Annotated in this window: 18 protein-coding genes and 1 other RNA gene; 13 read left to right on the forward strand and 6 right to left on the reverse strand. The window is 68.8% G+C overall.

Going from position 1 to position 23,434, the window contains the following annotated elements:
• Positions 1 to 15: 15 nt before the first annotated feature.
• Complete coding sequence (phoR, locus tag AC3A6R_RS03245; protein ID WP_487863758.1) at positions 16 to 1,425, forward strand: phosphate regulon sensor histidine kinase PhoR; 1,410 nt, start codon at positions 16 to 18, stop codon at positions 1,423 to 1,425.
• On the opposite strand, the gene AC3A6R_RS03250 is transcribed toward phoR, so the two are convergent.
• The 3 genes from AC3A6R_RS03250 to AC3A6R_RS03260 all read right to left on the reverse strand — a co-directional run bounded on the left by AC3A6R_RS03250 (position 1,355) and on the right by AC3A6R_RS03260 (position 4,809).
• Positions 1,355 to 2,710 (reverse strand): MATE family efflux transporter, encoded by a 1,356-nt coding sequence (locus AC3A6R_RS03250; protein ID WP_487863759.1) that lies wholly within the window; start codon positions 2,708 to 2,710, stop codon positions 1,355 to 1,357. The two genes, phoR and AC3A6R_RS03250, sit on opposite strands and share 71 nt — an antisense overlap.
• Entirely contained in the window at positions 2,707 to 4,458 is a 1,752-nt protein-coding gene (locus AC3A6R_RS03255) for a hypothetical protein (RefSeq protein ID WP_487863760.1), read from the reverse strand. Before AC3A6R_RS03255 ends, AC3A6R_RS03250 begins: the two co-directional genes overlap by 4 nt.
• 81 nt (positions 4,459 to 4,539) lie before the next feature.
• Entirely contained in the window at positions 4,540 to 4,809 is a 270-nt protein-coding gene (locus AC3A6R_RS03260) for a type B 50S ribosomal protein L31 (protein WP_487858876.1), read from the reverse strand.
• A 171-nt stretch (positions 4,810 to 4,980) separates the two neighbouring features.
• On the opposite strand from AC3A6R_RS03260, the gene AC3A6R_RS03265 reads away from it, so the two are divergent.
• Positions 4,981 to 6,039, forward strand: coding sequence for an oxidoreductase (locus AC3A6R_RS03265; RefSeq protein WP_487863761.1), 1,059 nt, complete (start codon positions 4,981 to 4,983; stop codon positions 6,037 to 6,039).
• Positions 6,040 to 6,087: 48 nt separating this feature from the next.
• Here AC3A6R_RS03265 and rho read toward each other — a convergent pair whose 3' ends face one another.
• The gene (gene rho, locus AC3A6R_RS03270) at positions 6,088 to 7,353 is read right to left on the reverse strand and encodes a transcription termination factor Rho (protein ID WP_487858878.1); all 1,266 of its coding nucleotides are present in this window, start codon (positions 7,351 to 7,353) and stop codon (positions 6,088 to 6,090) included.
• 180 nt (positions 7,354 to 7,533) lie between these two features.
• Entirely contained in the window at positions 7,534 to 7,866 is a 333-nt protein-coding gene (trxA, locus tag AC3A6R_RS03275) for a thioredoxin TrxA (RefSeq protein ID WP_280816965.1), read from the reverse strand.
• Between the two features lie 168 nt (positions 7,867 to 8,034).
• Between trxA and AC3A6R_RS03280 the strand changes: the two genes are divergently transcribed.
• The 3 genes from AC3A6R_RS03280 to AC3A6R_RS03290 are packed head-to-tail and all read left to right on the forward strand — an operon-like array spanning position 8,035 to position 15,118.
• Complete coding sequence (locus AC3A6R_RS03280) at positions 8,035 to 10,614, forward strand: PD-(D/E)XK nuclease family protein (RefSeq protein WP_487863762.1); 2,580 nt, start codon at positions 8,035 to 8,037, stop codon at positions 10,612 to 10,614.
• Positions 10,611 to 13,880, forward strand: a complete 3,270-nt coding sequence (locus tag AC3A6R_RS03285; protein WP_487863763.1) for a UvrD-helicase domain-containing protein — start codon at positions 10,611 to 10,613, stop codon at positions 13,878 to 13,880. Before AC3A6R_RS03280 ends, AC3A6R_RS03285 begins: the two co-directional genes overlap by 4 nt.
• Positions 13,877 to 15,118, forward strand: coding sequence for a TIGR03862 family flavoprotein (locus AC3A6R_RS03290; protein ID WP_487863764.1), 1,242 nt, complete (start codon positions 13,877 to 13,879; stop codon positions 15,116 to 15,118). The genes AC3A6R_RS03285 and AC3A6R_RS03290 overlap by 4 nt, the downstream gene beginning before the upstream one ends.
• Positions 15,119 to 15,142: 24 nt before the next feature.
• Here AC3A6R_RS03290 and ffs read toward each other — a convergent pair.
• An RNA gene (gene ffs, locus AC3A6R_RS03295) (signal recognition particle sRNA small type) lies at positions 15,143 to 15,239 on the reverse strand.
• Between the two features lie 117 nt (positions 15,240 to 15,356).
• On the opposite strand from ffs, the gene dnaX reads away from it, so the two are divergent.
• The 8 genes from dnaX to AC3A6R_RS03335 all read left to right on the forward strand — a co-directional run bounded on the left by dnaX (position 15,357) and on the right by AC3A6R_RS03335 (position 23,425).
• The gene (dnaX, locus tag AC3A6R_RS03300; protein WP_487863765.1) at positions 15,357 to 17,198 is read left to right on the forward strand and encodes a DNA polymerase III subunit gamma/tau; all 1,842 of its coding nucleotides are present in this window, start codon (positions 15,357 to 15,359) and stop codon (positions 17,196 to 17,198) included.
• Positions 17,199 to 17,283: 85 nt separating this feature from the next.
• Entirely contained in the window at positions 17,284 to 17,616 is a 333-nt protein-coding gene (locus tag AC3A6R_RS03305; RefSeq protein ID WP_012747441.1) for a YbaB/EbfC family nucleoid-associated protein, read from the forward strand.
• A gap of 7 nt (positions 17,617 to 17,623) precedes the next feature.
• Positions 17,624 to 18,214 carry a recombination mediator RecR gene (gene recR, locus AC3A6R_RS03310; RefSeq protein WP_487858883.1) on the forward strand — a complete coding sequence of 197 codons (591 nt, stop codon included), beginning with the start codon at positions 17,624 to 17,626 and terminating at the stop codon, positions 18,212 to 18,214.
• Between the two features lie 34 nt (positions 18,215 to 18,248).
• Positions 18,249 to 18,641 (forward strand): MAPEG family protein, encoded by a 393-nt coding sequence (locus AC3A6R_RS03315; protein WP_487858884.1) that lies wholly within the window; start codon positions 18,249 to 18,251, stop codon positions 18,639 to 18,641.
• A 148-nt stretch (positions 18,642 to 18,789) separates the two neighbouring features.
• Positions 18,790 to 19,824: an ABC transporter substrate-binding protein gene (locus tag AC3A6R_RS03320; protein ID WP_487858885.1), complete on the forward strand. Its 1,035-nt coding sequence runs from the start codon at positions 18,790 to 18,792 to the stop codon at positions 19,822 to 19,824.
• Positions 19,825 to 19,897: 73 nt separating this feature from the next.
• Positions 19,898 to 20,713, forward strand: a complete 816-nt coding sequence (locus AC3A6R_RS03325; protein WP_487863766.1) for an ABC transporter ATP-binding protein — start codon at positions 19,898 to 19,900, stop codon at positions 20,711 to 20,713.
• The gene (locus AC3A6R_RS03330; RefSeq protein ID WP_487863767.1) at positions 20,710 to 21,549 is read left to right on the forward strand and encodes an ABC transporter permease; all 840 of its coding nucleotides are present in this window, start codon (positions 20,710 to 20,712) and stop codon (positions 21,547 to 21,549) included. The genes AC3A6R_RS03325 and AC3A6R_RS03330 overlap by 4 nt, the downstream gene beginning before the upstream one ends.
• 343 nt (positions 21,550 to 21,892) lie before the next feature.
• The gene (locus tag AC3A6R_RS03335; protein ID WP_487858888.1) at positions 21,893 to 23,425 is read left to right on the forward strand and encodes a BCCT family transporter; all 1,533 of its coding nucleotides are present in this window, start codon (positions 21,893 to 21,895) and stop codon (positions 23,423 to 23,425) included.
• Positions 23,426 to 23,434: the final 9 nt, after the last annotated feature.

Consider the following 23,434-nt stretch of genomic DNA (forward strand, 5'->3'; position numbering starts at 1 on the left):
GGATAATCGCGCGCCATGCCGTTTCGCATTGCCACGTTTCTGCTCGCGTCCCTCCTGGTCGGGGCGGGTGTCGGCGCGGTTCTCGGCTGGAAGTACTGGTGGCTCGGCGCCTGGCTGGGCGCGGTGCTGTGGCTCGGGCTCGACGCCTGGCGCGCAGAACGACTGCTGCGGGTGCTGCGCAACGATGCCGCCGGCCTGCCCACGCGCGGCCCGGGGGTCTGGGGCGAATTGGCGGAGCGCATCCGCAAGCTGCTGCGCGAGCGCGAGCAGCAGACCCGGCAGGCTGAAGAACGGCTACAGGAGTTCCTTGCGGCGATCCAGGCTTCGCCCAATGGCGTGATCCTGCTCGACGAGCAGGGCCGCATCGAGTGGTGCAACCAGACGGCCGCCGGCCAGTTCGGCATCAACGCCGAGCGCGACCTGCTGCAACACCTGGCGAACCTGGTGCGCGACCCGGCTTTCGTCGCCTACCTGGCCTCGTGGAACTACAGCCGCGACGTGGTGATCGATGCCTCGGGGGCCGGACCCGCGCAGCAGCGCAGCCACTCGATCCGGCTGTCGGTGCAGGTGCATCCCTATGCGGGCAACCGCCGCATGCTGCTCACGCGCGACATCACCGCGCTCGAACAGGCCGAGGCGATGCGGCGCGATTTCGTGGCCAACGTCTCGCACGAGATCCGCACGCCGCTCACGGTGCTCGCGGGCTTCGTCGAGACGCTGCAGAACCTGCCGCTCGACGCCGAGGAGCGCGCGAGGTACCTCGCACTCATGAGCCAGCAATCTCACCGCATGGAAACGCTGGTGAATGACCTGCTGACGCTGTCGCGCCTCGAAGGCAGCGCGCCGCCTTCGGGCAGCCAATGGGTCCGCATGCGCGCCTTGTTCGCGCAGTGCGAGGACGAAGGGCGCGGTTTGTCGGGCCGGCTCGCGCCGCTCGGGCACCGGCTCTCGTTCGAGCTCGGTGCGGAATCCGAGATCTCGGGTGCGCCGACGGAGCTGCAGAGCGCGATGTCGAACCTTCTGACCAATGCCATCCGCTACACGCCCGGCGGCGGCGATGTGGCGGTGAGCTGGCGGCTGCTGCCCGACGGGCGCGGCGAATACGCGGTGCGCGATACCGGGCCCGGCATCGCGGCCGAGCACCTCCCGCGCCTGACCGAGCGCTTCTACCGCATCGACCGCAGCCGCTCGCGCGAGACCGGCGGCACCGGCCTGGGCCTTGCGATCGTCAAGCACATCGCACAGCGGCACGGGGCCGAACTGCGCATCGAAAGCACCGTGGGCAAGGGCTCGCGTTTTGCGCTGGTGTTTCCCGCCAGCCGGGTGCGCGAGGCGCGGCTGCTGGCGAAATCGCCTACGAGCCCATCGGGCCCATCGAGCGCCGCATCGTCCAGCGCAGCAGCGCGCCGAACAACAACGCCGTGACCGCGAGCGCACCCGCGCTCATGAGCCAGAACGCCAGCGGCGACTGCATGGCGGGCCACGGACCCAGGCCTCGGTAGGCCAGCAGGTAGCTGCCGCCGAGCCCGACACCCCAGAGCAGCGTGCAGTAGATGGCGAGCGGCATGAAGGTGACGCGGTAGCTTCGCAGCACGAACACGCACAGTGTCTGCAGCGCATCGGCGAAATGGTAGGCCGCCACCACCAGCAGCAGCGACGCGGCCAGCGCGGCCACGGCGGGGTTGTCGGAATACACCTGCGCCAGCTTGAAGCGCAGCGCCACCATCGCGCCCGCGAAGAACAGCGCGCACAGGGCGGTGAGTTCGAAGCCGAGGCGGCAGGCGCGGCGCGCCCGGTGCGCCTGCCCGGCGCCGAGCCAGAAGCTCACTCGCGCGCTGGTCGCGATGGCCAGCGAGAGCGGCACCATGTAGGCTACGGCCAGCAGGTTCGACGCGATCTGGTGTGCCGCTGCCGCCGCGGTGCCCAGCCGTGCAATGAACAGCGCCATCAGCGTGAACGAGGTCACTTCCACCAGCACCGCGAGGCCGCCGGGAATGCCCAGGCGCGCGAACTGGCGGATCTGCTGCCAGTCGGGCCGCTCGATGCGCTCCCAGAGCTGGTAGCCGCGGTAGAAGCTGCTGCTGCGCAACAACCACGCTGCGCATCCGAGCATCGCCCAGTTCACGAACAGCGTGGCCCAGGCGCAGCCCACCAGGCCCATCGCGGGCAGACCGACGCCGCCGAAAGTGAACCAGACCGAGAGCGGCAGCTTCACGGCCAGCGAGCCGATCTGCAGCCAGGTCACGACCTGCGGCTTGCCGAGGCTCTGGCTGAGCGTGCTGAACAGGCGGAACAGCAGCGCCGGCGGCAGCGCGAACGCGAGCACCGCCAGGTACGCTTCCACCACGGCGCGCATCGCGGGCGGCACCTGGGTCCATTGCAGCACCGCACCGGGAAAGAGCAGCACCGCCATGCCCACGGCGATGGCGATGGCCGCCAGGTAGAGCGACTGCCGCACCGAGCGGCCGACCTCGCTGGGACGGCCAGCGCCGTGGAGTTCGGCCCACACCGGCAGCAGGGCCTGCAGCACGCCCATGAGCGACACGAACACGCTGATGAAGATCGCCGAGCCCACCGACAGCGCGGCGAGCGCGCCTTCGGCATAGCGGCCGGCGACGATGGTGTCGGTCACGCCGAACGCCATCACCGCCAACTGGCCGACCAGCACCGTGCCGGCGTGCCGTGCGATCAGACCGCGTTCGCCGATCACTGGGCGGGCGCGATCTTCTGGTAGAGCAGCAGGTCGTCGCTCGCGCTGCTGGGGCGCCGCAGGGTGCCGCTGAACCGCCAATGCTCCAGCGGCACGATGGTGTGCAGCCGGGTGATGACGTCGGGGCTCACGAGCAGCCAGGGGCAGTCGGTGCCGAGCAGCAGCGGGCGCAGGTTGAAATGACCGTGATGCCTGAGCGCCGCGATGTGCGCGCGGCTGAGCGCCAGCTCGGCCACGCAGACCGGCTGGCCGACGCGCTCGGTCACCGCGCGCACCTGTGGGACATAGCTGCGCGCATAGTCGATCGAAGGCAGCCACAGCGTCATCAGCAGCATCCAGCACAGCGCGGTGCCGCCGGCCGGCAGCACCAGCGTCTTCCAGAGTGCCGCGCGGTGGCGCCCGGTGCGCCAGCGCACCAGCCAGCACCACGCGATGGTGGCAGCCAGCGCCAGCACGAACGGAACGAGCGCGAACTCGGGCACGAAGCCGGGCACCAGCCGCGACACGCTCGCTGCGGGCTTTGGCGGCACGCCGGTCTGCATGGCGATCCAGTAGATCCAGCCGAGCACGGCGAGGCCGCTGAAGAACAGCACGTTGAACCAGTCGATCAGCGCGGCAGCGCTGCGCCTGAAGGTCGGTAGCGCAAAGGCCGCGAGCGTGGCGAAAGCCGGCAGCGCCAGCAGCAGCGAGCGGTCGGAGTAGCTCGTGGTCAGGGTGGCAGCCAATGGCACCAGCGCGAACCAGAAGGGCAGCGCCACGTGGCGCGCGGTGAGCTGGCGGCGCCAGCGCCAGAGCGTCCAGAGGGCCAGCGGCCAGACCGGCCAGGTGAACCAGACCAGCAGCTTGGCATGGCTGCGCAGGTCGCCGAGCACCGATGCGCTGTTGGAATGATCGCCCGGCAACTCGATCTTCCATTGCAGCAGCCCCAGCCCCACGGCCAGCGCCGCCGCCGCAAGCGAGACGCCGGCTGTCGCCGCGAGCGCGCCACGCGTGTAGCCGGGGCTTTCGTCATCGTCGGCGTAGGTCGGCGCGGTCTTGCGCGCGGTGCGCCGTTCGTAGGCCATGAACAGCGCGCTGCCCGCCGCCAGCGCCAGGCCGATCGTGGGGCCGCCGCTCAATGTCATGCCGACGGTGCCGACGACGAGCGCGATCGTCGGCCCAACCCGGCGGTACGGCAGCGCGGCGACGCCGTAGAACAGGTGCGATGCGAAATACAGCTGCGCCAGGGCCGGCGTGGTTTCGTGGCCGAGCTGCGCCAGGCCCAGGCAGGCGATCAGCGCGAGCAGGCCGCCGTCGGCAATGGCGCGTGCGTAGTCGGTCGGCCGTGCTTCGCCGCCGAAGGCGAAGGCCACAGGCTGGGCGCGCGACGTGCGGGCCAGGTAGTAGACGGCGTACCAGGTGGCGGTGAAGGTGCCCCAGAGCATCAGCGCGAAGACGAAGCGCACCGCGAAGTCGGGGTGCACCCACGCGGGCGCGATCTTGATGGCCCAGGCGCCGATCCAGTAGGGGATCAGCGCCGGCGTCTCGGGCCGCAGGCCGAGCAGCATGGGATCGAACCAGCGCGCGATGCCTTCGGTGCTGGCGGCGAGTTCGGCCATGTAGCCGAAGGCCGAGATGTCCGCGCTCTTCCAGGGGCCGCGCCCGACGAGGCCCGGCAGCAGGTAGGCGGCGCACAGCAGCAGCAGCGCCACGCGCGGCAACCGGCGCACGGCGCTCTGGGCAACGATCGCAGGAGTGGGCTGGTTCACGTACGAAGTAGGGCGGCAGTCGTCGACAAGAAAAAGGGCAGCGCGGTAAACCGGGCTGCCCTCGATGCGAAAGCGCGTGCCTTACTTGGAAGCAGCGCCAGTGGTCTTGCCGAAGCGGTTGCGGAACTTCTCGACGCGACCGCCCATGTTGTCGACCGACTTCTGCGTGCCGGTGTAGAAGGGGTGCGATTCGCTCGTGGTGTCGAGCTTGAACAGCGGCAGTTCGCGGCCGTCGTCGGCCTTGGCCATTTCCTTGGTGTTCGCGCACGAACGGGTCACGAACTTGAAGCCGTTCGACATGTCGACGAACAGGATTTCGCGGTAGTTCGGGTGAATGCCTTCTTTTGCCATGGTATTTCCTTTGGGGTCGATGCGAGAGCCACAAGACGCCTGGGCCGGCACACGCCGGGTCGACGACCGTTCCGTCGAGCTTGACGGAATCGCAGGGCAAGACGCCCGGCTGCACTTTTCGCGGAGCCAGCGATTATCGCATACTGGGCGCTTTCAGCGGAAGACGCCCCGATGACCTCCAGAATGCTGCGCGCCGGCCTCGTCGGCTACGGTTTCGCCGGCCAGACCTTTCATGCGCCCGTGCTCTCGGCCGTGCCGGGGCTCGAATTGGTGGCGGTGGCGAGTTCGCAGCCGCACAAGGTCCAGGCCGACTGGCCCGGCGTGGCCGTGGTGCCCGACGTGGCGGCGCTTGCCGCGCGCGCGGACATCGACCTGGTGGTGGTGGCCACGCCGAATGCCCAGCACCATCCCGTCGCCCGGACGGCGCTCGAGGCCGGCAAGCACGTCGTGGTGGACAAACCCTTCACGCTCGATGTGGCCGAAGCGCGCGACCTCGCATCGTTGGCGGAGCGCAACAACCTGGTCCTGTCGGTCTACCAGAACCGGCGCTTCGACGCCGACTTCCTCACGCTCAAGGACCTGCTCGCCGCCGGCGAACTCGGCCGACCGGTCTACTTCGAATCGCACTTCGATCGTTTCCGTCCCGAGGTCAGGGCGCGCTGGCGTGAACAGGCGGTGCCCGGCGCCGGCCTCTGGGTCGACCTGGGTGCGCACCTAATCGACCAGGCGGTGCAGCTGTTCGGCCGCCCGGACACGCTCCAGCTCGACACGGCTGCGCTGCGGGACGGCGCCGTGGTCGAGGACTACTTCCATGCAGTGCTGCGCTACGAGGCGGGGCCGCATGCACCGTTGCGCGTGGTGCTGCACGCCACCACGCTCGCGGCCCATGCCGCGCCGCGCTACATCGTGCACGGCACGCGTGGGAGCTTCGTCAAGCATGGCGTGGACACGCAGGAAGACGCGCTGCGCGCCGGCCGGCGTCCGCCGGGTGAGGATTGGGGCGCCGACCCGCTCGACGGCGAACTCACGGTGCCCGGTGCCGATGGCATCGCGCGCATGCGCAGGGTGCCGACACGGCCCGGCAACTATGCCGACTACTATGCTGCGGGGCGCGACGCGATCCTCGGCCACGGCCCCAACCCCGTTCCGCCCGAAGAAGCCGTCGCGCTCATGGAGCTGCTGGCGCTCGGCACGCGCAGTGCCGCCGAGGGCCGGGCGCTGCGCACCTGAAAGAAAAATGCCCGCGAGCAGCGGGCATTCTTCCGGGGCAGCGAGCAGCTAGCCGCCGCGACGCATCATGTCGAAGAACTCGACATTGGTCTTCGTCGCCTTCATGTTCTTGAGCATCAGCTCCATCGACTCGATCTCGTCCATGTTGTACATGAGCTGGCGCAGGATGCGGGTCTTCTGCAGGATCTCGGGAGCCAGCAGCAGCTCTTCGCGGCGCGTGCCGCTGCGGTTGAGCTGGATCGAGGGGAACACGCGCTTTTCGTAGAGGCGGCGGTCGAGGTGGATTTCGGAGTTGCCGGTGCCCTTGAACTCCTCGAAGATCACTTCGTCCATGCGGCTGCCGGTGTCGATCAGCGCGGTGCCGATGATGGTCAGCGAACCGCCTTCTTCCACGTTGCGCGCCGCGCCCAGGAAGCGCTTGGGGCGCTGCAGCGCGTTGGAGTCGACGCCGCCGGTGAGCACCTTGCCCGACGAGGGCACGACGTTGTTGTAGGCACGGGCAAGGCGGGTGATCGAGTCGAGCAGGATCACGACGTCCTTCTTGAGCTCGACCAGGCGCTTGGCGCGCTCGATGACCATTTCGGCCACGTGCACGTGGCGCGCCGCGGGTTCGTCGAAGGTCGACGCGATGACTTCGCCCTTGACGGTGCGCTGCATCTCGGTCACTTCTTCGGGCCGCTCGTCCACCAGCAGCACCATCATGTGCACTTCGGGATAGTTGGCGCTGATCGCGTGGGCGATGTGCTGCATCATCACCGTCTTGCCGCTCTTGGGCGGCGCCACGAGCAGGGCGCGCTGGCCCTTGCCAATGGGGGCGATGATGTCGATGACGCGGCCGGTGATGTTCTCTTCGCTCTTGATGCCGTCGCGCTCGAGCTTCATCTGCACCTTGGGGAACAGCGGCGTCAGGTTCTCGAACATCACCTTGTGCTTGTTCTGCTCGGGCGGACCGTCGTTGACCTTGTCGAGCTTGGTCAGCGCGAAGTAGCGCTCGCCGTCCTTGGGCGTGCGCACCTCGCCTTCGATCATGTCGCCGGTGTGCAGGTTGAAGCGGCGCACCTGGCTCGGCGAGATGTAGATGTCGTCGGTGCTGGCGGTGAAGCTGGTGTCGGGGCTGCGCAGAAAGCCGAAGCCGTCGGGCAGGATTTCGAGCACACCGTCGGCGAAGACCTGCTCGCCGGCCTTGGCGCGTTTCTTGATGATCGCGAACATCAGCTCCTGCTTGCGCATGCGGCCGACGTTTTCGATTTCTAGAGCCTCGGCTTGCTTGAGGACTTCAGACACGTGGAGTGCCTTGAGTTCGTTTAAGTGCATGGAATGACCCCTCGCGGGGTAATCGATCGAACAAACGGGGGGAGGTTTGATGTGCGGCGAGAGTTGCCGCACAAACCGGGGAATTCGACCGGACCTGAATGATCCGGTGATCTGCGGGAGATTATGACAGGAAAAAAAGCGCAAGGGCCAGCGCGTTGCGCGCTGGCCGCCCGAAATGCATCAGGCGAGTTGCTGGTCGATGAACGCGGTGAGCTGTGCCTTGCTCATGGCGCCGACCTTGGTGGCGGCCAGCTGGCCGTCCTTGAACAGCATCAGCGTGGGGATGCCGCGGATGCCGAATTTGGCCGGGATGTCGCGGTTCTCGTCGACGTTCATCTTCGCGATCTGCAGCTTGCCTTCATAGGCGGTCGAGACTTCGTCGAGGATCGGGGCGATCATCTTGCACGGGCCGCACCATTCGGCCCAGTAGTCGACCAGCACGGGCTGGCTGGACTTGAGCACGTCGGCTTCGAACGAGGAATCGGAGATGTGTTTGATCAGGTCGCTGGCCATGGATGTGTCCTTGTGCGCGGAGAGGTTTCGGTGCAGCTAAAGTGCTGGTCATTGTGACAGAAACCAAGGGGCGGCGTGGCTGGCGGAACGCTATCGCGCCGATAGCAAAAGCCCTTGGTGCGACGCTCTTCCCACGCTTTCCCCACGCTTCAAACCCCCCGAGAGAACATGAACGAAGGACACTCCGTCCAGGCCCTGTGGTGCGACCCCGCCGACGGCGTGATCGCGCGCATTGCGCGCGTCGTCGCCGAGCGCGAGCTGCATGCGGCGCGCACGGTGGTGCTGGTGCCTTATGCGCAGCTCATGGGCGTGGCGCACGCGATGTGGTCGCGCTGCGGCCATGCCGGCTTTGCGCCCCGCTTCGAGACCACACGCAACTGGGCGCGCAGCCTCGAGGGCTTCCTGCCCACCGGCTACGACATTGCCTTCGACATGGCGCGCGATCTCGTCACCGCCCAGGCGCTGCTGTCACAGGCCGGCTTTGCCGCCGAGCGTTTCGCGCTGGCGGGGCGCGTGGTCGAGCTGGCCTACCAGCTCGCACCGCTCGCGGCCGCGGCATCGCCCGAGGCGCGCGGCGGCGAATGGGCGCAGCGCGCGGCGCGCGTGGCCGAAGCGGGCAGCGAGTCGGAGTGGTTCCGCCTCGAGAGCGCGCTGGTCCGCGTGGCCGTGGCCTGGGCGGCCAATTCGGGCTACGCCACCGACGTGCTGCTGCGCGACGGCGTGCGCACGCGGGTCGATGCGCTGATCGCGCTCGAGGGCTTCCAAGCCGATCCGCTGACGCAGACGTTGTGCGGCCTCTGGGGTGATCGCGCGGTCCACCTGTCGCTGGTGCCCGCAGCGTCTGCGGCCACGGCGGTCCGCGCGCATGTGGCTGTCGATGCCGAAGACGAGGCTCAACTCGCGGCCGCTTGTGTGCTGCGGCACCTGGCCGAGGGCCGCGCGCCCGTCGCGCTGATCGCGACCGACCGCGCGCTCACGCGCCGCATCGGCGCGCAGTTGCAGGCCCGCGGCGTGGTGGCGCACGACGAGACCGGATGGAAGCTGTCGACCACGCGCGCCGCCGCCGCCCTGATGAGCGCGCTGCGCGCCTGCGCGCACGATGCCGGCAGCGACGCCGTGCTCGAATGGCTCAAGAGCGGAGCCGATGGCGATGCGATGGCCGTGCAGGCGCTCGAGGCGCGGCTGCGGCGCGAAGGCGTGCGCGAATGGTCGGCCTGGTGCGCGCAGGTGGCGCGCAGCGAGAAGCCGCAGGACGTGGCCTTGCTCGCGTTCACCGAAGGCATCGAAGGCCGCCGCATGGCCATGGCCCGGGCGCGGCCGCTGGCCGACTGGCTGCGCGCGCTGCGCGAGCTGCTCGACGCCGGTGGCCAGTGGGCGCCGCTCGCGGCCGACATGGCCGGCGCCAAGGTGATCGCCGCGCTCTGGCTCGATGCCGACGCGCACGGCGAAGAGGGCGATTTTCCGGGCGGACGCCACACGCTCGCCGAGTTCACCGCCTGGGTCCGCGACGTGCTGGAAGACGCGAGCTTCGTGCCGCCCGCGGGCAGCGAGCTGCCGCAGGTCGTGGTGCTGCCGCTGCACCAGCTGCTGGGCCGCACCTTCGCCGCCGTGGTGATCCCCGGCTGCGACGACCGGCGCCTGCCCGCATCGCCCGAACCACCCGTCAACTGGAGCGCCGCGCAGCGCGCCGAGCTGGGGCTCGCCGCGCGCGAGACGCTCGAGGCTGCGCAGCGCTCGGCCTGGGCCGCGGCGCTGTGCAATCCCTGCTGCGAAATGCTCTGGCGCCAGTCGGACGCCAGCGGCGAACCGGTCCGCCCGAGTCCGCTGGTGCAGGCGCTGCAGCTCGACCACGCGCTGCAGCCTGGCGACGATCCGCGCCTGCCGCGCGAGGTCGCGCTTGACCCGACCCCGTGTCCGACACCCTCGGGCGCACTGTTGCCGCTCAAGAACATCTCGACCAGCGTCTACGAAGACCTGCGCCGCTGTCCGTACCGCTTCTTCGCCTTGCGCCAGCTGGGACTGCGCAGTGCCGACGAGCTCGACGCCGAGATCGACAAGCGCGACTTCGGCAACTGGCTGCATGCGGTGCTGGGCCATTTCCATGACGCGCTCAAGACCGCGCCCACCAGCGAGCTGCCGGAACGCGTGGCGCTGATCACCGCAGCGTCGGAACGCGCCACGCGCGAGTTCGCGCTCTCGGACGCCGAGTTCCTGCCGTTCGCCGCGGCCTGGCCGGCGGTGCGCGACGGCTATCTTCAATGGCTGGCAGGCCACGAGGCGAGCGGCGCGGTGTTCGACGAATCCGAGCCCTGGAAGGAACTGCCGCTCGGCAACCTGCAACTCGTCGGCCGGCTCGACCGCATCGACCGGATGCCCGGCGGCCAGGCCTTCGTGATCGACTACAAGACCGAGTCGGCCGCGGTCACCAAGGAACGCGTGAAGGACCCGGCCGAGGACACGCAGCTCGCGTTCTATGCGGCACTGCTGGCCGACGACACGCTGCGCGCGGCCTACGTCAATGTCGGCGAGAAATCGTCGGGCACGCAGACGGTCGAGCAGCCGCTCGTCGGGCCGGCGCGCGACGTGCTCGTGGCCGGCATCCTCGACGACTTCACGCGCATCGCCGAGGGCGCGCCGCTGCCGCCGCTGGGGGAGGGCGCCGTGTGCGAGTACTGCGCGGCGCGCGGCCTGTGCCGCAAGGATTTCTGGGCCGATGCGGCACCCATCGTTGCAGGAGGCCGTGTATGAACGATGCCGCCTACGAACACAACGGCCGCCACGTCACGCGCGAGGCGTTCTACACCGTCGCCTGTGATCCGCGGCGCTCCGTCGCGGTCGAGGCCTGCGCCGGTGCGGGCAAGACCTGGATGCTGGTCTCGCGCATCCTGCGCGCGCTGCTCGAGGAGGGCGACTCGGCCTGCGAGCCGCACGAGATCCTCGCGATCACCTTCACCAAGAAGGCGGCCGGGGAAATGCGCGAGCGGCTCGACCAGTGGCTCGAACAGTTCGCCGAGCGCAACCCCGAGGAGCTGATGCGCGAACTCGTGGTCCGCGGTGTAGCGCCCGATGCCGCGCTGGCCGCCGTGCCGCGCCTGCAGGGCCTCTACCGGCGCCTGCTCGAAGGCGGCCGGCCGGTGCAGTTCCGAACCTTCCATGCCTGGTTTGCGGGCCTGCTGCGCAACGCGCCGCTCGCGGTGCTGCGCGAACTCGGGCTGCCCGCGAACTACGAACTGCTCGAGGACGATGCCGAGGCGCGTGCACGCACCTGGCGTCCGTTCTTCGAAGCCGTGACGGCCGACCGGCAGGCATTGGCCGACTATTACGCCGTGGTCGCGACCTATGGCCGCTCGCAGACCGCCAAGGCGCTCGGCGAGGCGCTCACGCGACGCGTCGAGTTCTCGCTGGCCGACCCCGCCGCGGCGGTGGAGCCTTTCGGCGTGCGATTTTCATCGCTCGCGGGACTCGACGAGCCGACCGACGCGCTGCGCGGCGAGTCGGCCCGGCGGCGCTGGCTCGACCGCGCCGCCGCGCTCGGCCGCGAGGCCAACAAGACGCCGCAGAAGGCGGCCGAGGCGATCATCGACGTGTTCGGCACCGGCGAGCCGGCGCGCGATTCGCTCGCGGCCGCGCTGTCGCACCTGCGCAAGAACTTCTTCGTCGCGACCGAAGACCGCCTCAACAAGAACCTGCAGAAATTCCCCGCCGCGCAGGAGGCCGAAGCCGAACTGCAGACGCTCTGCGCCGCGCAGGCGCAGCATGCGGCCTGGCTCTACCAGCAGCGCATGACGCGGCTCACGCGGCTGCTGGTGGCGGCCTTCGCCGACGTCAAGCGCGCCCACGGCTGGGTCGACATGAACGACGTCGAGCAGGCCGCGCAACTGCTGCTGGGCCAGTCGGCGCTCTCGGGCTGGGTGCAGGAGCGGCTCGATGCGCGCGTGGCGCACCTGCTCATCGACGAATTCCAGGACACCAACCCGCTGCAGTGGCAGGCGCTCTACGGCTGGCTCAGCGCCTACACCGGCGCCGGCGGCAGCGCGCCGCGCGTCTTCATCGTCGGCGACCCGAAGCAGAGCATCTACCGCTTCCGCCGTGCCGAGCCACAGGTGTTCATCGCCGCGAAGAAGTTCGTGCGCGAGGGCCTGGGCGGCGAGCTGCTCAACTGCGACCACACGCACCGCAACGCGCGCAAGGTCGTCGGGTTGGTCAATCAGGCCATGCTCGTCGCGCAGGATGCAGGCGAGTTCGATGGCTACCGCGCGCACACCACCGAACGCCAGGACGAAGGCGAGCTGCTCAAGCTACCGCCCATCGAACGCGATGCGCTCGAAGCAGCCATGGCCCAAGCCGGGCCACCGCCCGACGAAGGCATGCTGCATTGGCGCGACAGCCTCGTCACGCCGCGCGTGCTGCCCGAGGAGCAATTGCTGCAGAAGGAATGCGAGCAGGCCGCGCGCTGGATCGCGCAGTGCATTGCCGACGGCACCGCGCCGCGGCAGATCATGGTGCTCGCGCGCCGGCGCAGCCGCCTCGCGGCCATGCAGGACGCGCTGCGCAGCCTTCACATCCCCGTGCAGCAGCCCGAGAAGAACGAACTGCACGACGCGCCCGAGGTGCAGGACGTGGTGGCGCTGATCGATGCGCTGGTCTCGCCCGCGCACGACCTCTCGCTGGCGCGCGCGCTCAAGTCGCCGCTCTTCGGCATCGACGACGACGCGCTCGTGCAGCTGGCGCTGCGGCAGCGCGAGTTGCCGTCGGTGAGCTGGTTCGGACTGTTGCAGAAGGGCGAGAACCTGCCGCAGGCGCTGGTCGAGGCGGGCATCCGGCTCAAGCGCTGGCAGCGCTGGCTCGTGAACCTGCCGCCGCACGATGCGCTCGATGCGATCTTCCACGACGGCGACGTGCTGGCGCGCTTCGGCGCCGCCATGCCGCCGGCCATGCGGCAGGGCGCGCTCGCCAACCTGCGCGGCCTGCTCGCGGCCTCGCTCGAGATCGATGGCGCACGCTTCACCACGCCGTATGCACTGGTGCGTGCGCTGCGCGCGGGCGGGGTCAGGGCGCCCTCGGTGGCCGCGCCCGACGCGGTACAACTGCTCACGGTGCATGGCGCCAAGGGCCTCGAAGCCGACACCGTGCTCATGCTCGACTGCGACGCGCCGCCGTCGCGTGCGCAGACCATGGGCGTGCTCGTCGAATGGAAGGGCAGCGACAGCGCGCCGACGCGCTTCGTGTTCCTCGCGAGCGAAAAGACGCCGCCGGGCTGCGCCGCCACGCTGCTCGACGAGGAACAGCAGGCGCGCCACCGCGAGGAGCTCAACGGCCTCTACGTGGCCACCACGCGCGCGCGGGAGCGGCTGGTGCTGTCGTCGGTGCGCCCGGCGCGCGCCAACGAGGGCAGCTGGTGGACGCGGCTCGCGCCGGCCTGCACGCACGTCGAGGCCGACGAGCCGGTCGCCGCGCTGCCGCTCGAGACGCCGACGGGCAGCTTCGTGCTGAAGCAACTGCCGCTGCTGCCAGCCGGGCTTTCCGCGCCGGCAGCCGCCAGGAAGGCAGCGGCCGCCACGGCCGATGCGCGCGCTGCCGCGTTCGGGCAAGCCATGCACCGCCTGCTCGAATGGGCCGTGCCGGGCGAGGCGCTGCCGGCTGCGCATGTGCGTGCCGTGGCGCGCGAATTTATGCTCGAGCCGCAACAGGCACGCGGCGCGGCCGTGCTGGCCGAACGCATCCGCGCGGGAGCCGGCGCCTGGGTGTGGGACGATCGGAGGATCGACTGGCACGGCAACGAGGTCACGCTCGTGCACGAAGGCGAAACCCTGCGCATCGACCGACTCGTGCGCGAGCGCGACAGCGGCGCCTGGTGGATCCTCGACTACAAGTCGGCCGCGCGTCCCGAGCGGGATGCGCTGCTGATCGCACAGATGCAGCGCTACCGCGCGGCAGTGCAACATGCCTATCCTGGTGCCACGGTGCGCGTCGCGTTCCTCACCGGGCAGGGCGAACTGGTGAATCTCGAATGACTGTTTCTCCCACCGTCGCCGTCATTGGCGGCGGACCCGCCGGCCTCATGGCGGCCGAAGTCCTGAGCGCTTCCGGCGCACAGGTGCACCTGTACGACGCCATGCCCTCGGTGGGCCGCAAGTTCCTGCTGGCCGGCCGGGGCGGGCTGAACCTCACGCACTCGGAGCCCTTCGAGGTGTTCGTGACGCGCTTCGGCGAACGGCGCGCGCAGCTCGAACCGATGCTCGCGGCTTTCGGTCCGCAGCAGGTGCGCGAATGGGCGGCCGGGCTTGGCATCGACACTTTCGTCGGTACCTCGGGCCGGGTGTTCCCGAGCGACATGAAGGCGGCGCCGCTGCTGCGCGCGTGGCTGCACCGCTTGCGCGCGGCGGGGGTGCAGCTCCACATGCGGCATCGCTGGGGGGGTGAGGGGGCATTCGATGCGAACGCGTTGCGCTTTGCCACGCCCGCTGGCGAGGTCATGGCCAAGGCGGATGCCGTGGTGTTGGCGCTGGGCGGCGCGAGCTGGGCCCGCCTGGGTTCCGACGGCGCGTGGGCACCGTGGCTGCAGGCACAGGGCGTGGCGGTGGCGCCGCTGCTGCCCGCCAACTGCGGCTTCGACGGCGCAGGCTGGAGCGAACATTTTTCGAGCCGCTTCGCGGGGCAGCCCTTCAAGTCGGTCGCGATCGCTTTCTCCGACAGTCAGGGGCGCCACTTCGCCCGCAGGGGCGAGTTCGTCGCCACGGCCACGGGCATCGAAGGCAGCCTGGTCTATGCGGCGTCGGCGCTTCTGCGCGACGAGATCGCCGCGAACGGCACTGCGACGTTGCTGCTCGACTTGCTGCCCGACCGCAGCGCCGAGCAGGTGCTCGCTGCGGTGAAGCATCCGCGCGGCGCGCGTTCGCTGAGCAGCCACCTCAAGAGCCGCCTCGGCATCGAAGGCATCAAGTCGGGCGTGTTGCATGAAGTGCTGAGCAAGGAAGCGATGCAGGACCCGGTGCAGCTCGCAGCCACCATCAAGGCGGTGCCGCTGAAGCTGGTCGCGACGCGGCCGGTCGACGAGGCGATCAGCACGGCGGGCGGGGTGCGCTTCGATGCGCTTGATCCGGCGCTGATGGCAACGGCATTGCCCGGTGTGTTCGCGGCAGGGGAAATGCTCGACTGGGAGGCGCCGACCGGCGGCTATCTGCTGACCGCGTCGATGGCGAGCGGGGCGGCCGCGGCGCGTGGCGCGCTGCGTTTCGTTTCACTCGCGTGAGTGATGAAACGAGCGGCTGAAGAAGTTGACGAGCCTTACCCCTGGCACTGACTACGCAGTTAGGGCTGCTTGGTTCCCCACCTGACCCGGTTGGCCACTTCACCATGCAGGGAGGCCCGTCAGGGTCGATTCTAACCGCGTGAACTTGCCCCCGCCGCGAGGGCGTGAATGCGATTTCGGTGGCACCGTGCGGTAACAAGCGTGAAGTCGCCGGTCCGCGGCTTTTAGAATGCCCCCAATGTCCTATCTCGTGCTCGCTCGCAAGTTCCGTCCCAAAACCTTCGGTGAGATGGTCGGCCAGGGGCACGTGGTGCAGGCGCTCGAGAACGCGCTGACCACGCAGCGCCTGCACCACGCCTATCTCTTCACCGGCACGCGCGGCGTGGGCAAGACCACGGTGTCGCGCATCCTGGCCAAGTCGCTCAACTGCCAGGGGCCGGACGGGCAGGGCGGGATCACGGCCACGCCCTGCGGCGTGTGCCAGGCCTGCAAGGACATCGACTCGGGTCGCTTCGTCGATTACACCGAACTCGACGCGGCCTCGAACCGCGGCGTGGACGAGGTGCAGTCGCTGCTCGAGCAGGCGGTCTACAAGCCGGTGCAGGGGCGCTTCAAGGTCTTCATGATCGACGAAGTGCACATGCTCACCAACACCGCGTTCAACGCGATGCTGAAGACGCTCGAGGAGCCGCCCGAATACCTCAAGTTCGTGCTCGCGACCACCGATCCGCAGAAGGTGCCGGTCACGGTGCTGTCGCGCTGCCTGCAGTTCAACCTGCGACCGATGGCGCCCGAGACGGTGCTCGAACACCTCACGAGCGTGCTGCAGACCGAGCAGGTGCCGGCCGAACCGCAGGCGCTGCGCCTGCTGGCGCGCGCCGCGCGCGGATCGATGCGCGATGCGCTCTCGCTGACCGACCAGGCGATCGCCTTCGGCAATGGCGAGCTGGTCGAAGCCGGCGTGCGCCAGATGCTCGGCAGCGTGGACCGAGGCCATGTGTTCAAGCTGATCGAGGCGCTGGCGCTGGGCGACGGCCGGACGGTGGTCGACACCTCGGAGGCGTTGCGCGTCGACGGCATGTCGGCGGCTTCGACGCTCGAGGAAATGACGGCGGTGCTGCAGGCCATGGCGGTGCTGCAGGCGGTGCCCTCGCGCGCCGAAGCGGCCACCGATGCCACCGATCCCGACGCGGTCGACACCGCGCGCCTTGCGGCCCTGATGCCGGCCGACGAAACGCAGCTGCTCTACAGCCTCTGCCTGCACGGCCGCGGCGAGCTTGGCCTGGCGCCCGACGAGTACGCCGCCCTCACGATGGTGTTGCTGCGCTTGCTGGCGTTCAAGCCGTCAGCGGGCGCTGCCGCCACCCCGGGCCCTTCGGCCTCCGCGGAAAAAAAAACTCTGAATGACGCCCCGCGCGCGGCTGCGGCCCCCGTGGCTGCACCGCCGCTGCGCCAGATCGCCGATGCCCCGGCGCCCGTGCCGCCGCCCGCTGGCACCCCGGCGGTGCAGCGCCTGACGGTGGTCAGCGAGCCGGTCCGGCGCCACGAACCCCGGCCGCCGGTGCCCGCAGGGGCGGTGCCGGTGGAGGGCGAGGCCAAGGTGGTCGCAGTGCCGATGCGCGTGCAGCCGCCGCCGGGCCAGCGCGATGTGCCGCGGCCCGAGGCGCAGCGCGGCCCCGCGGCGCCGATCCCGCCGAGCGAGGACGGCGACTTCTGGCATACCACGGTCACGCAGATGGTGGCGGCCGAAAGCATCAGCGCGCTCGCACGCGAACTCGCGCTGCAGTCGCAGCTCGTGGCGCGCGACGTGGACCAGTGGATACTGCGCGTCGAACGCGAACTGCTCAACCAGCCGTCGGCGCGCGAGAAGCTCACCGATGCGCTGGCCGCGCTCGGGCACGGCGTGAAGCTCGCGATCGAGATCGGCGCCGTGGTCGACAGCCCCGCACGCCGCAACAAGCAGGCCGCCGACGAGCGGCAGCGGGTCGCCGAAGAGGCCATCCGCAACGACCCCGAGGTGCAGATGCTGATGCGCGAATTCGATGCGAAGATCGTGCCCGGAACGCTCAAGCCGGCCTGACCCGGCCGCATCGGCGCACGACGCACCGGGCGCTCACTCACTTATCCTTTCTTCATTCATTCATCCCAACCATTCAGGACCAACGATGTTCAACAAAGGACAACTGGCCGGCCTCATGAAGCAGGCGCAGGCAATGCAGGACAACCTCAAGAAGGCCCAGGAAGAACTGGCCACCATCGAGGTCGAAGGCGAGTCGGGCGCGGGCCTGGTCAAGGTCGTGATGACCTGCAAGCACGACGTCAAGCGCATCACGATCGACCCGAGCCTGCTGGCCGACGACAAGGACATGCTCGAAGACCTGGTGGCCGCCGCCTTCAATGCCGCGGTGCGCAAGGCCGAGGAGACGAGCGAGCAGAAGATGGGCAAGCTGACGGCCGGCATGCCGGGCCTGCCGCCCGGCATGAAGCTGCCGTTCTGAGCCACGGATGGCCGACGCCAGTTCGCTCGACGCGCTGGTCGATGCATTGCGCCGCCTGCCGGGTGTGGGGGTCAAGTCGGCCTCGCGCATGGCCTTCCATCTGCTGCAGCACGACCGCGAGGGCGCACAGCTGCTGTCGCGCGCCTTGCAGCAGGCGGCCGGCAGCGTGCGCCACTGCGAGCGCTGCAACACCTTTACCGAAGCGCCGGTGTGCCATGTGTGCCTCGACCCGCGACGCGACGCGACCAAGCTCTGCGTGGTCGAGACACCGGCGGACCAGGCCGCGCTCGAACGCACCAATGCGTTCCGTGGCTACTACTTCGTGCTGATGGGAAAGCTCAGCCCGCTCGACGGTATCGGGCCGAAGGACATCGGCTTGCAGAAGCTGTTCGAGCGGGCGCTCGACGGCACGGTCAGCGAGGTCATCCTGGCGACCAACTTCACGGCCGAAGGCGAGGCCACCGCGCACGTGATCGGCGAAACGCTGAAGCAGCGCGGCCTCAACGTCACGCGGCTCGCGCGCGGCGTGCCCGCCGGCAGCGAACTCGAATACGTGGACCTCGGCACCATCGCGCACGCGCTGGTCGATCGTCGATAGCAAGCAGCCGCCGCTGCGCAATGAAGACAACCCCATGACCTTCTCGTCTCTCACCATCGCCTACTGGTGTGTCTTCATCGCCTGCGGTTTGCCGTACCTCGCCGCATGGACCGCGAAGGCCGGCAGCTTCGGCCCGCACGACAACATGCATCCGCGCGACTGGGCGAGCAAGCAGAGCGGCTGGCGCGCGCGTGCCAACAGCGCCCAGGCCAACAGCTTCGAGGGCCTGCCGTTCTTCATCGGCGCGGTGATCATCGCGCATCAGCTCGGTGCCGCGCAGGCTCGGCTCGACATGTTCGCGGCGGCCTACGTGGTGCTGCGGCTCGCCTACATCGCGCTCTACATCAAGGGCCTCGGCGGTGCACGCAGCGCGGTGTGGGCGCTGGGTTTCCTGGTCAACATCGCGATCCTTTTTATCGCGCCGTAAGAGGGCCTCGGCCCGCTCTGCAGAGGCCTCGTTAGAGGCCTTCATGCTTACGTGGAAACCCGCACGGGATGACCCCGATGCCGAGCGCAGGCACGCGCCCCTAAGCTCGATTCAATTCAAGAATCCAAGAGCCCCGCAGGACCGCGCCATGCTTCATCGCAGAACCCTTATCACCGCATCCGCAGTCGCTGCCGCCTCGGTCGCACTGCCGCGGGTCTTTGCGCAAGCCAAGCTCGAGAAGACGAAGATCTCCATTGCAGTCGGTGGCAAGGCGGCGTTCTACTACCTGCCGCTCACCATTTCCGAACAGCTCGGCTACTTCAAGGCCGAAGGGCTCGAGATCGAGATCTCTGACTTTGCCGGCGGCGCGCGTGCGCTGCAGGCGGTGGTCGGCGGCTCGGCCGACGTGTGTTCCGGTGCCTACGAGCACACCATCAACCTGCAGGCGAAGAACCAGTTCTTTCAGGCCTTCGTGCTGCAGGGTCGCGCACCGCAGATCGCCGTGGGCGTGTCGACCAAGAACATGGCGGGCTACACGGGCATCGCGGATCTCAAGGGCAAGAAGATCGGCGTCTCGGCACCGGGCTCGTCGACCAACATGGTGGCCAACCTCGTGCTGTCGCGCGGCGGCCTCAAGGCCAGCGACGTGAGCTACATCGGCGTGGGCGTCGCGGCAGGGGCGCTCACGGCGCTGCGCTCGGGTCAGATCGACGCGATCAGCAACACCGACCCCGTCATGACCATGCTCGAGCAGAAGGGCGACGTGAAGATCATCAGCGACACGCGCACGCTGAAAGGCACGCAGCAGGTATTCGGCGGCCCGATGCCCGCGGCGTGCCTCTATGCGCCGATGGACTTCGTGCGGAAGAATCCCAACACCTGCCAGGCGCTGGCCAACGCGATCGTCCACGGCCTCAAGTGGCTGCAGACGGCGGGGCCCGGCGACATCATCAAGACGGTGCCCGAGACCTACCTGCTCGGCGACCGTGCGCTGTATCTCGCCTCGTTCGACAAGGTGCGCGAGTCGATCGCCACCGACGGCCTGGTGCCCGAAGAGGGCCCCAAGACCGCACTGGCTGCGATCGCGAGCTTCGACACCGCTGTGAAGGCCGACCGGATCGACCTGGCGAAGACCTACACCAACGATTTTGCAAAGCGCGCGAAGGACAGGTTCAAAGCCTGATTTCGAACGCCTTCGCGACCCGGCTCCGGCCGGGTTTTTTCTTGCGGTGCCCGGCACCAGAAATTTGCCCGACATGTCCGACCACGCACTCGAGCTTCTTTCGATTCACTGCATCTTCCATTCGCGCGACGATCCCGGCCAGCGCTACACCGCGGTGGCCGACACCACGCTGCGCGTGCGCGCTGGCGAGTTCGTCTCGGTGGTGGGACCGACGGGATGCGGCAAGTCGACGCTGCTCAACGTGGCCGCGGGGCTGCTCGCGCCGTCTTCGGGCACCGTGAAGGTGTTCGGCCAGACGCTTGCCGGCATCAATGCGCGCGCGGGCTATATGTTCCAGACCGAGGCGCTGATGCCGTGGCGCAATGCCATCGACAACGTGATGGTGGGGCTGCAGTATCGCGGCGTGCCTGATGCCGATGCACGTGAACAGGCCGAGGCATGGCTTTCACGCGTGGGGCTCTCGGGCTTCGGCGATCGCTATCCGCACCAGCTCTCGGGCGGCATGCGCAAGCGCGTGGCGCTCGCGCAGACGCTGGTGCTCGACCCGGACATCCTGCTCATGGACGAACCCTTCAGCGCGCTCGACATCCAGACGCGTCAGCTGATGGAGAACGAAGTGCTCGATCTCTGGAATCTCCGCAAGAGGGCGGTGCTGTTCATCACGCACGATCTCGACGAGGCGATCGCGATGAGCGACCGCGTCGTGGTGCTCTCGGCCGGCCCGGCCACGCACCCGATCGGCGAGTTCGAGATCGACCTTGCGCGGCCACGCAACGTGGCCGAGGTGCGCACGCACCCGCGCTTCGTCGAGCTGCACACGCGGATCTGGGAGGTGCTGCGCGACGAGGTGCTGAAGGGCTATGCGCAGCAACTGAGAAAGGCCGCATGATGTCTCGCTTCGGCCTGAACGAACGCAATGCGCGCTTCTGGCAGTTGATGCTGCTGGTGGCGCTTCTCGCGACATGGCATCTCGCGTCGCGCAACCAGCAGATCGCCTTCTTCCTCGGCGAGCCGGTGCAGGTGGCGGGGCGCATCTGGAGCTGGTTCCTGCCGTTCGCTGTGCCGCCGAACCCGCTGTTCCCCGACGGCCTGAAGGGCAACGCCGACATCTACCGCCACCTGGGCACCACGCTGCTCGAAACGGTGCTGGCCTTCGGCATCGGCACGCTGCTCGGGCTGGCCTGCGGACTCTGGCTCGCGCTGGCGCCCACTGCGAGCCTCATCCTCGATCCGTACATCAAGGCGGCCAACTCGATGCCGCGCGTGATCCTGGCGCCGATCTTCGCGCTGTGGTTCGGCCTTGGCATCTGGAGCAAGGTGGCGTTGGCGGTGACGCTGGTGTTCTTCATCGTCTTCTTCAACGTCTACCAGGGCGTGCGCGAGGTGAGCCCGGTGGTGCTGGCCAACGCGAAGATGCTCGGCGCCAACCAGCGGCAACTGCTGCGCACCGTGTACCTGCCGAGCGCTACCAGCTGGGTGTTCTCGAGCCTGCACACCTCGGTGGGGCTGGCGTTCGTAGGGGCGGTGGTCGGCGAGTACCTGGGCTCGGCGCGCGGGGTGGGGTACCTGATCCTGCAGGCCGAAGGCACCTTCGACGTGAACACGGTGTTCGCGGGCATCGTGGTGCTCACGGCCTTTGCGCTGCTGCTCGATGGGCTGGTCGGCTGGATCGAGAGGCGCCTCATGAAATGGCAGCCGCGCAGCGGCGAGACAGAGAAGCTGTAAGCGGGGAACAGAGGCCGGATTGACCGCTGCCAATGCAAGTCAACTACCGGATCTGTCTACTTCTTCACGCTGCTGAATTCATGTAGCCCTTTAGACTTCATGGGTTCGGCAACGGACGTCGAGGCTGCGCCACCGCGTGCAGCCATTGCCGTCCACGAGTCCGACGCCCTTGCTGACGGCCCCGTCGCCGCGTCCCCGGACGCGCACACGACAGGCGTGCTGCCACATCGGGCCTCCTCGCTGCCGTTCCATTCGACCGCCATATCGCGCCGGAAGCCCGTGCTTCCCGCCGCCGCTCCAGGATGTCCCTGGACGGCGAGGCCGGTCACCAAGGGAAAAAAACATGCAACTCATCGTCTCGGCCGGATTGATCCTGGCCATCGTCCTGTGGGGCATCGTCGCGCCCGCCCACCTGGGCGCCGTGTTCGACGGCGCACTGGCCCTCATCACGCACAACTTCGGCTGGTTCTACCTGTGGGTGGTGCTGGGCCTGGTCGTGCTCGCACTGGTATTGGCATTCAGCCGCTTCGGCGATTTGAAGCTCGGTGCCGAAGACGAAGAGCCCGAGTTCTCCGTCGGCGCCTGGTTCGCGATGCTGTTCGCCGCGGGCATGGGCATCGGCCTGGTGTTCTGGGGCGTGGCCGAGCCTGTCTCGCACTACGGCGCACCGCCGCCGGGCATCGCGGCGCACACGCCCGAGGCCGCGCATGCGGCCATGCGCTACAGCTTCTTCCATTGGGGCGTGCACCCCTGGGCGGTGTACAGCGTGGTCGCGCTGGCGATCGCGTTCTTCCAGTTCCGCCGCGGCGGCTCGGCGCTGGTCAGCACGGCCGTCGAGGCGCTGCCCTGGGCGCCGATGAAGCACCTGGGGCCGGTCGTCAACGTGCTGGCCGTGATCGCGACGGCATTCGGCGTGGCGGCCTCTCTCGGCATGGGCGCGCTGCAGATCAACAGCGGCCTCAACGCGGTGTTGGGGTTGCCGGTGGGGCAGGGCTCGCAGCTCGGAATCATCGCCGTCACCACGGTGCTGTTCCTGGTTTCGGCCGTCAGCGGCGTGGGCCGCGGCATCAAGTGGCTGTCGACCTTCAATCTCGTCCTGGCTGCGTTGCTGGCCATGGCCGTGTTCATACTCGGGCCGACGGTGGCCATCATCGACACGCTCACGACCACGCTGGGCACCTATGCGAGCGAATTCGTGCGCATGAGCCTGCGCATGACGCCGTTCCGCGACAGCGGCTGGGTCGGGGGGTGGACCATCTTCTACTGGGCGTGGTGGGTTTCATGGGCGCCGTTCGTGGGCCTGTTCATCGCCCGCGTGTCGCGCGGGCGCACGGTGCGCCAGTTCATCCTCGGTACCGTGGCCGCGCCTGCCGCAGCGGCCTTCCTGTGGTTCTCGGTGTTCGGCGGCGCAGCACTCAACATGGAGATCATCCAGCACCTGCCGATCGCCGACGCCGTCAAGGCCGACGTCTCGACCGCGCTGTTCGCGATGTTCGACCAACTGCCGCTGGGCACGCTGATGTCGGGCCTGGCGACGGTGCTGGTGGTGGTGTTCTTCGTCACCTCGGGCGATTCGGCGGTGCTGGTGCTGGGCATGATGACCAGTGGCGGCGACCCGAACCCGAGCGCCCGCGTGAAGATCACCTGGGGCCTGCTGGTCGCCGGCATTGCCGCCAGCCTGCTGCTGGCCGGCGGGTTGAAGTCGGTGCAGACGGCGACCATCGTGTTTGCGCTGCCGTTCACCGGCGTGATCGTGCTGATGGCGATTTCGTTGTGGCGCGGCCTGAGCGAAGATTACGAGGCCGAGCGCCTGCGAGAACGCGCGCTGCGCCAGCGCATGCGCGATATCGTCGAGCATCAGCCCGGTCTGCGCTGACCAAAGGAG

It is taken from the genome of Variovorax sp. Soil_C_19, from assembly GCF_057657255.1.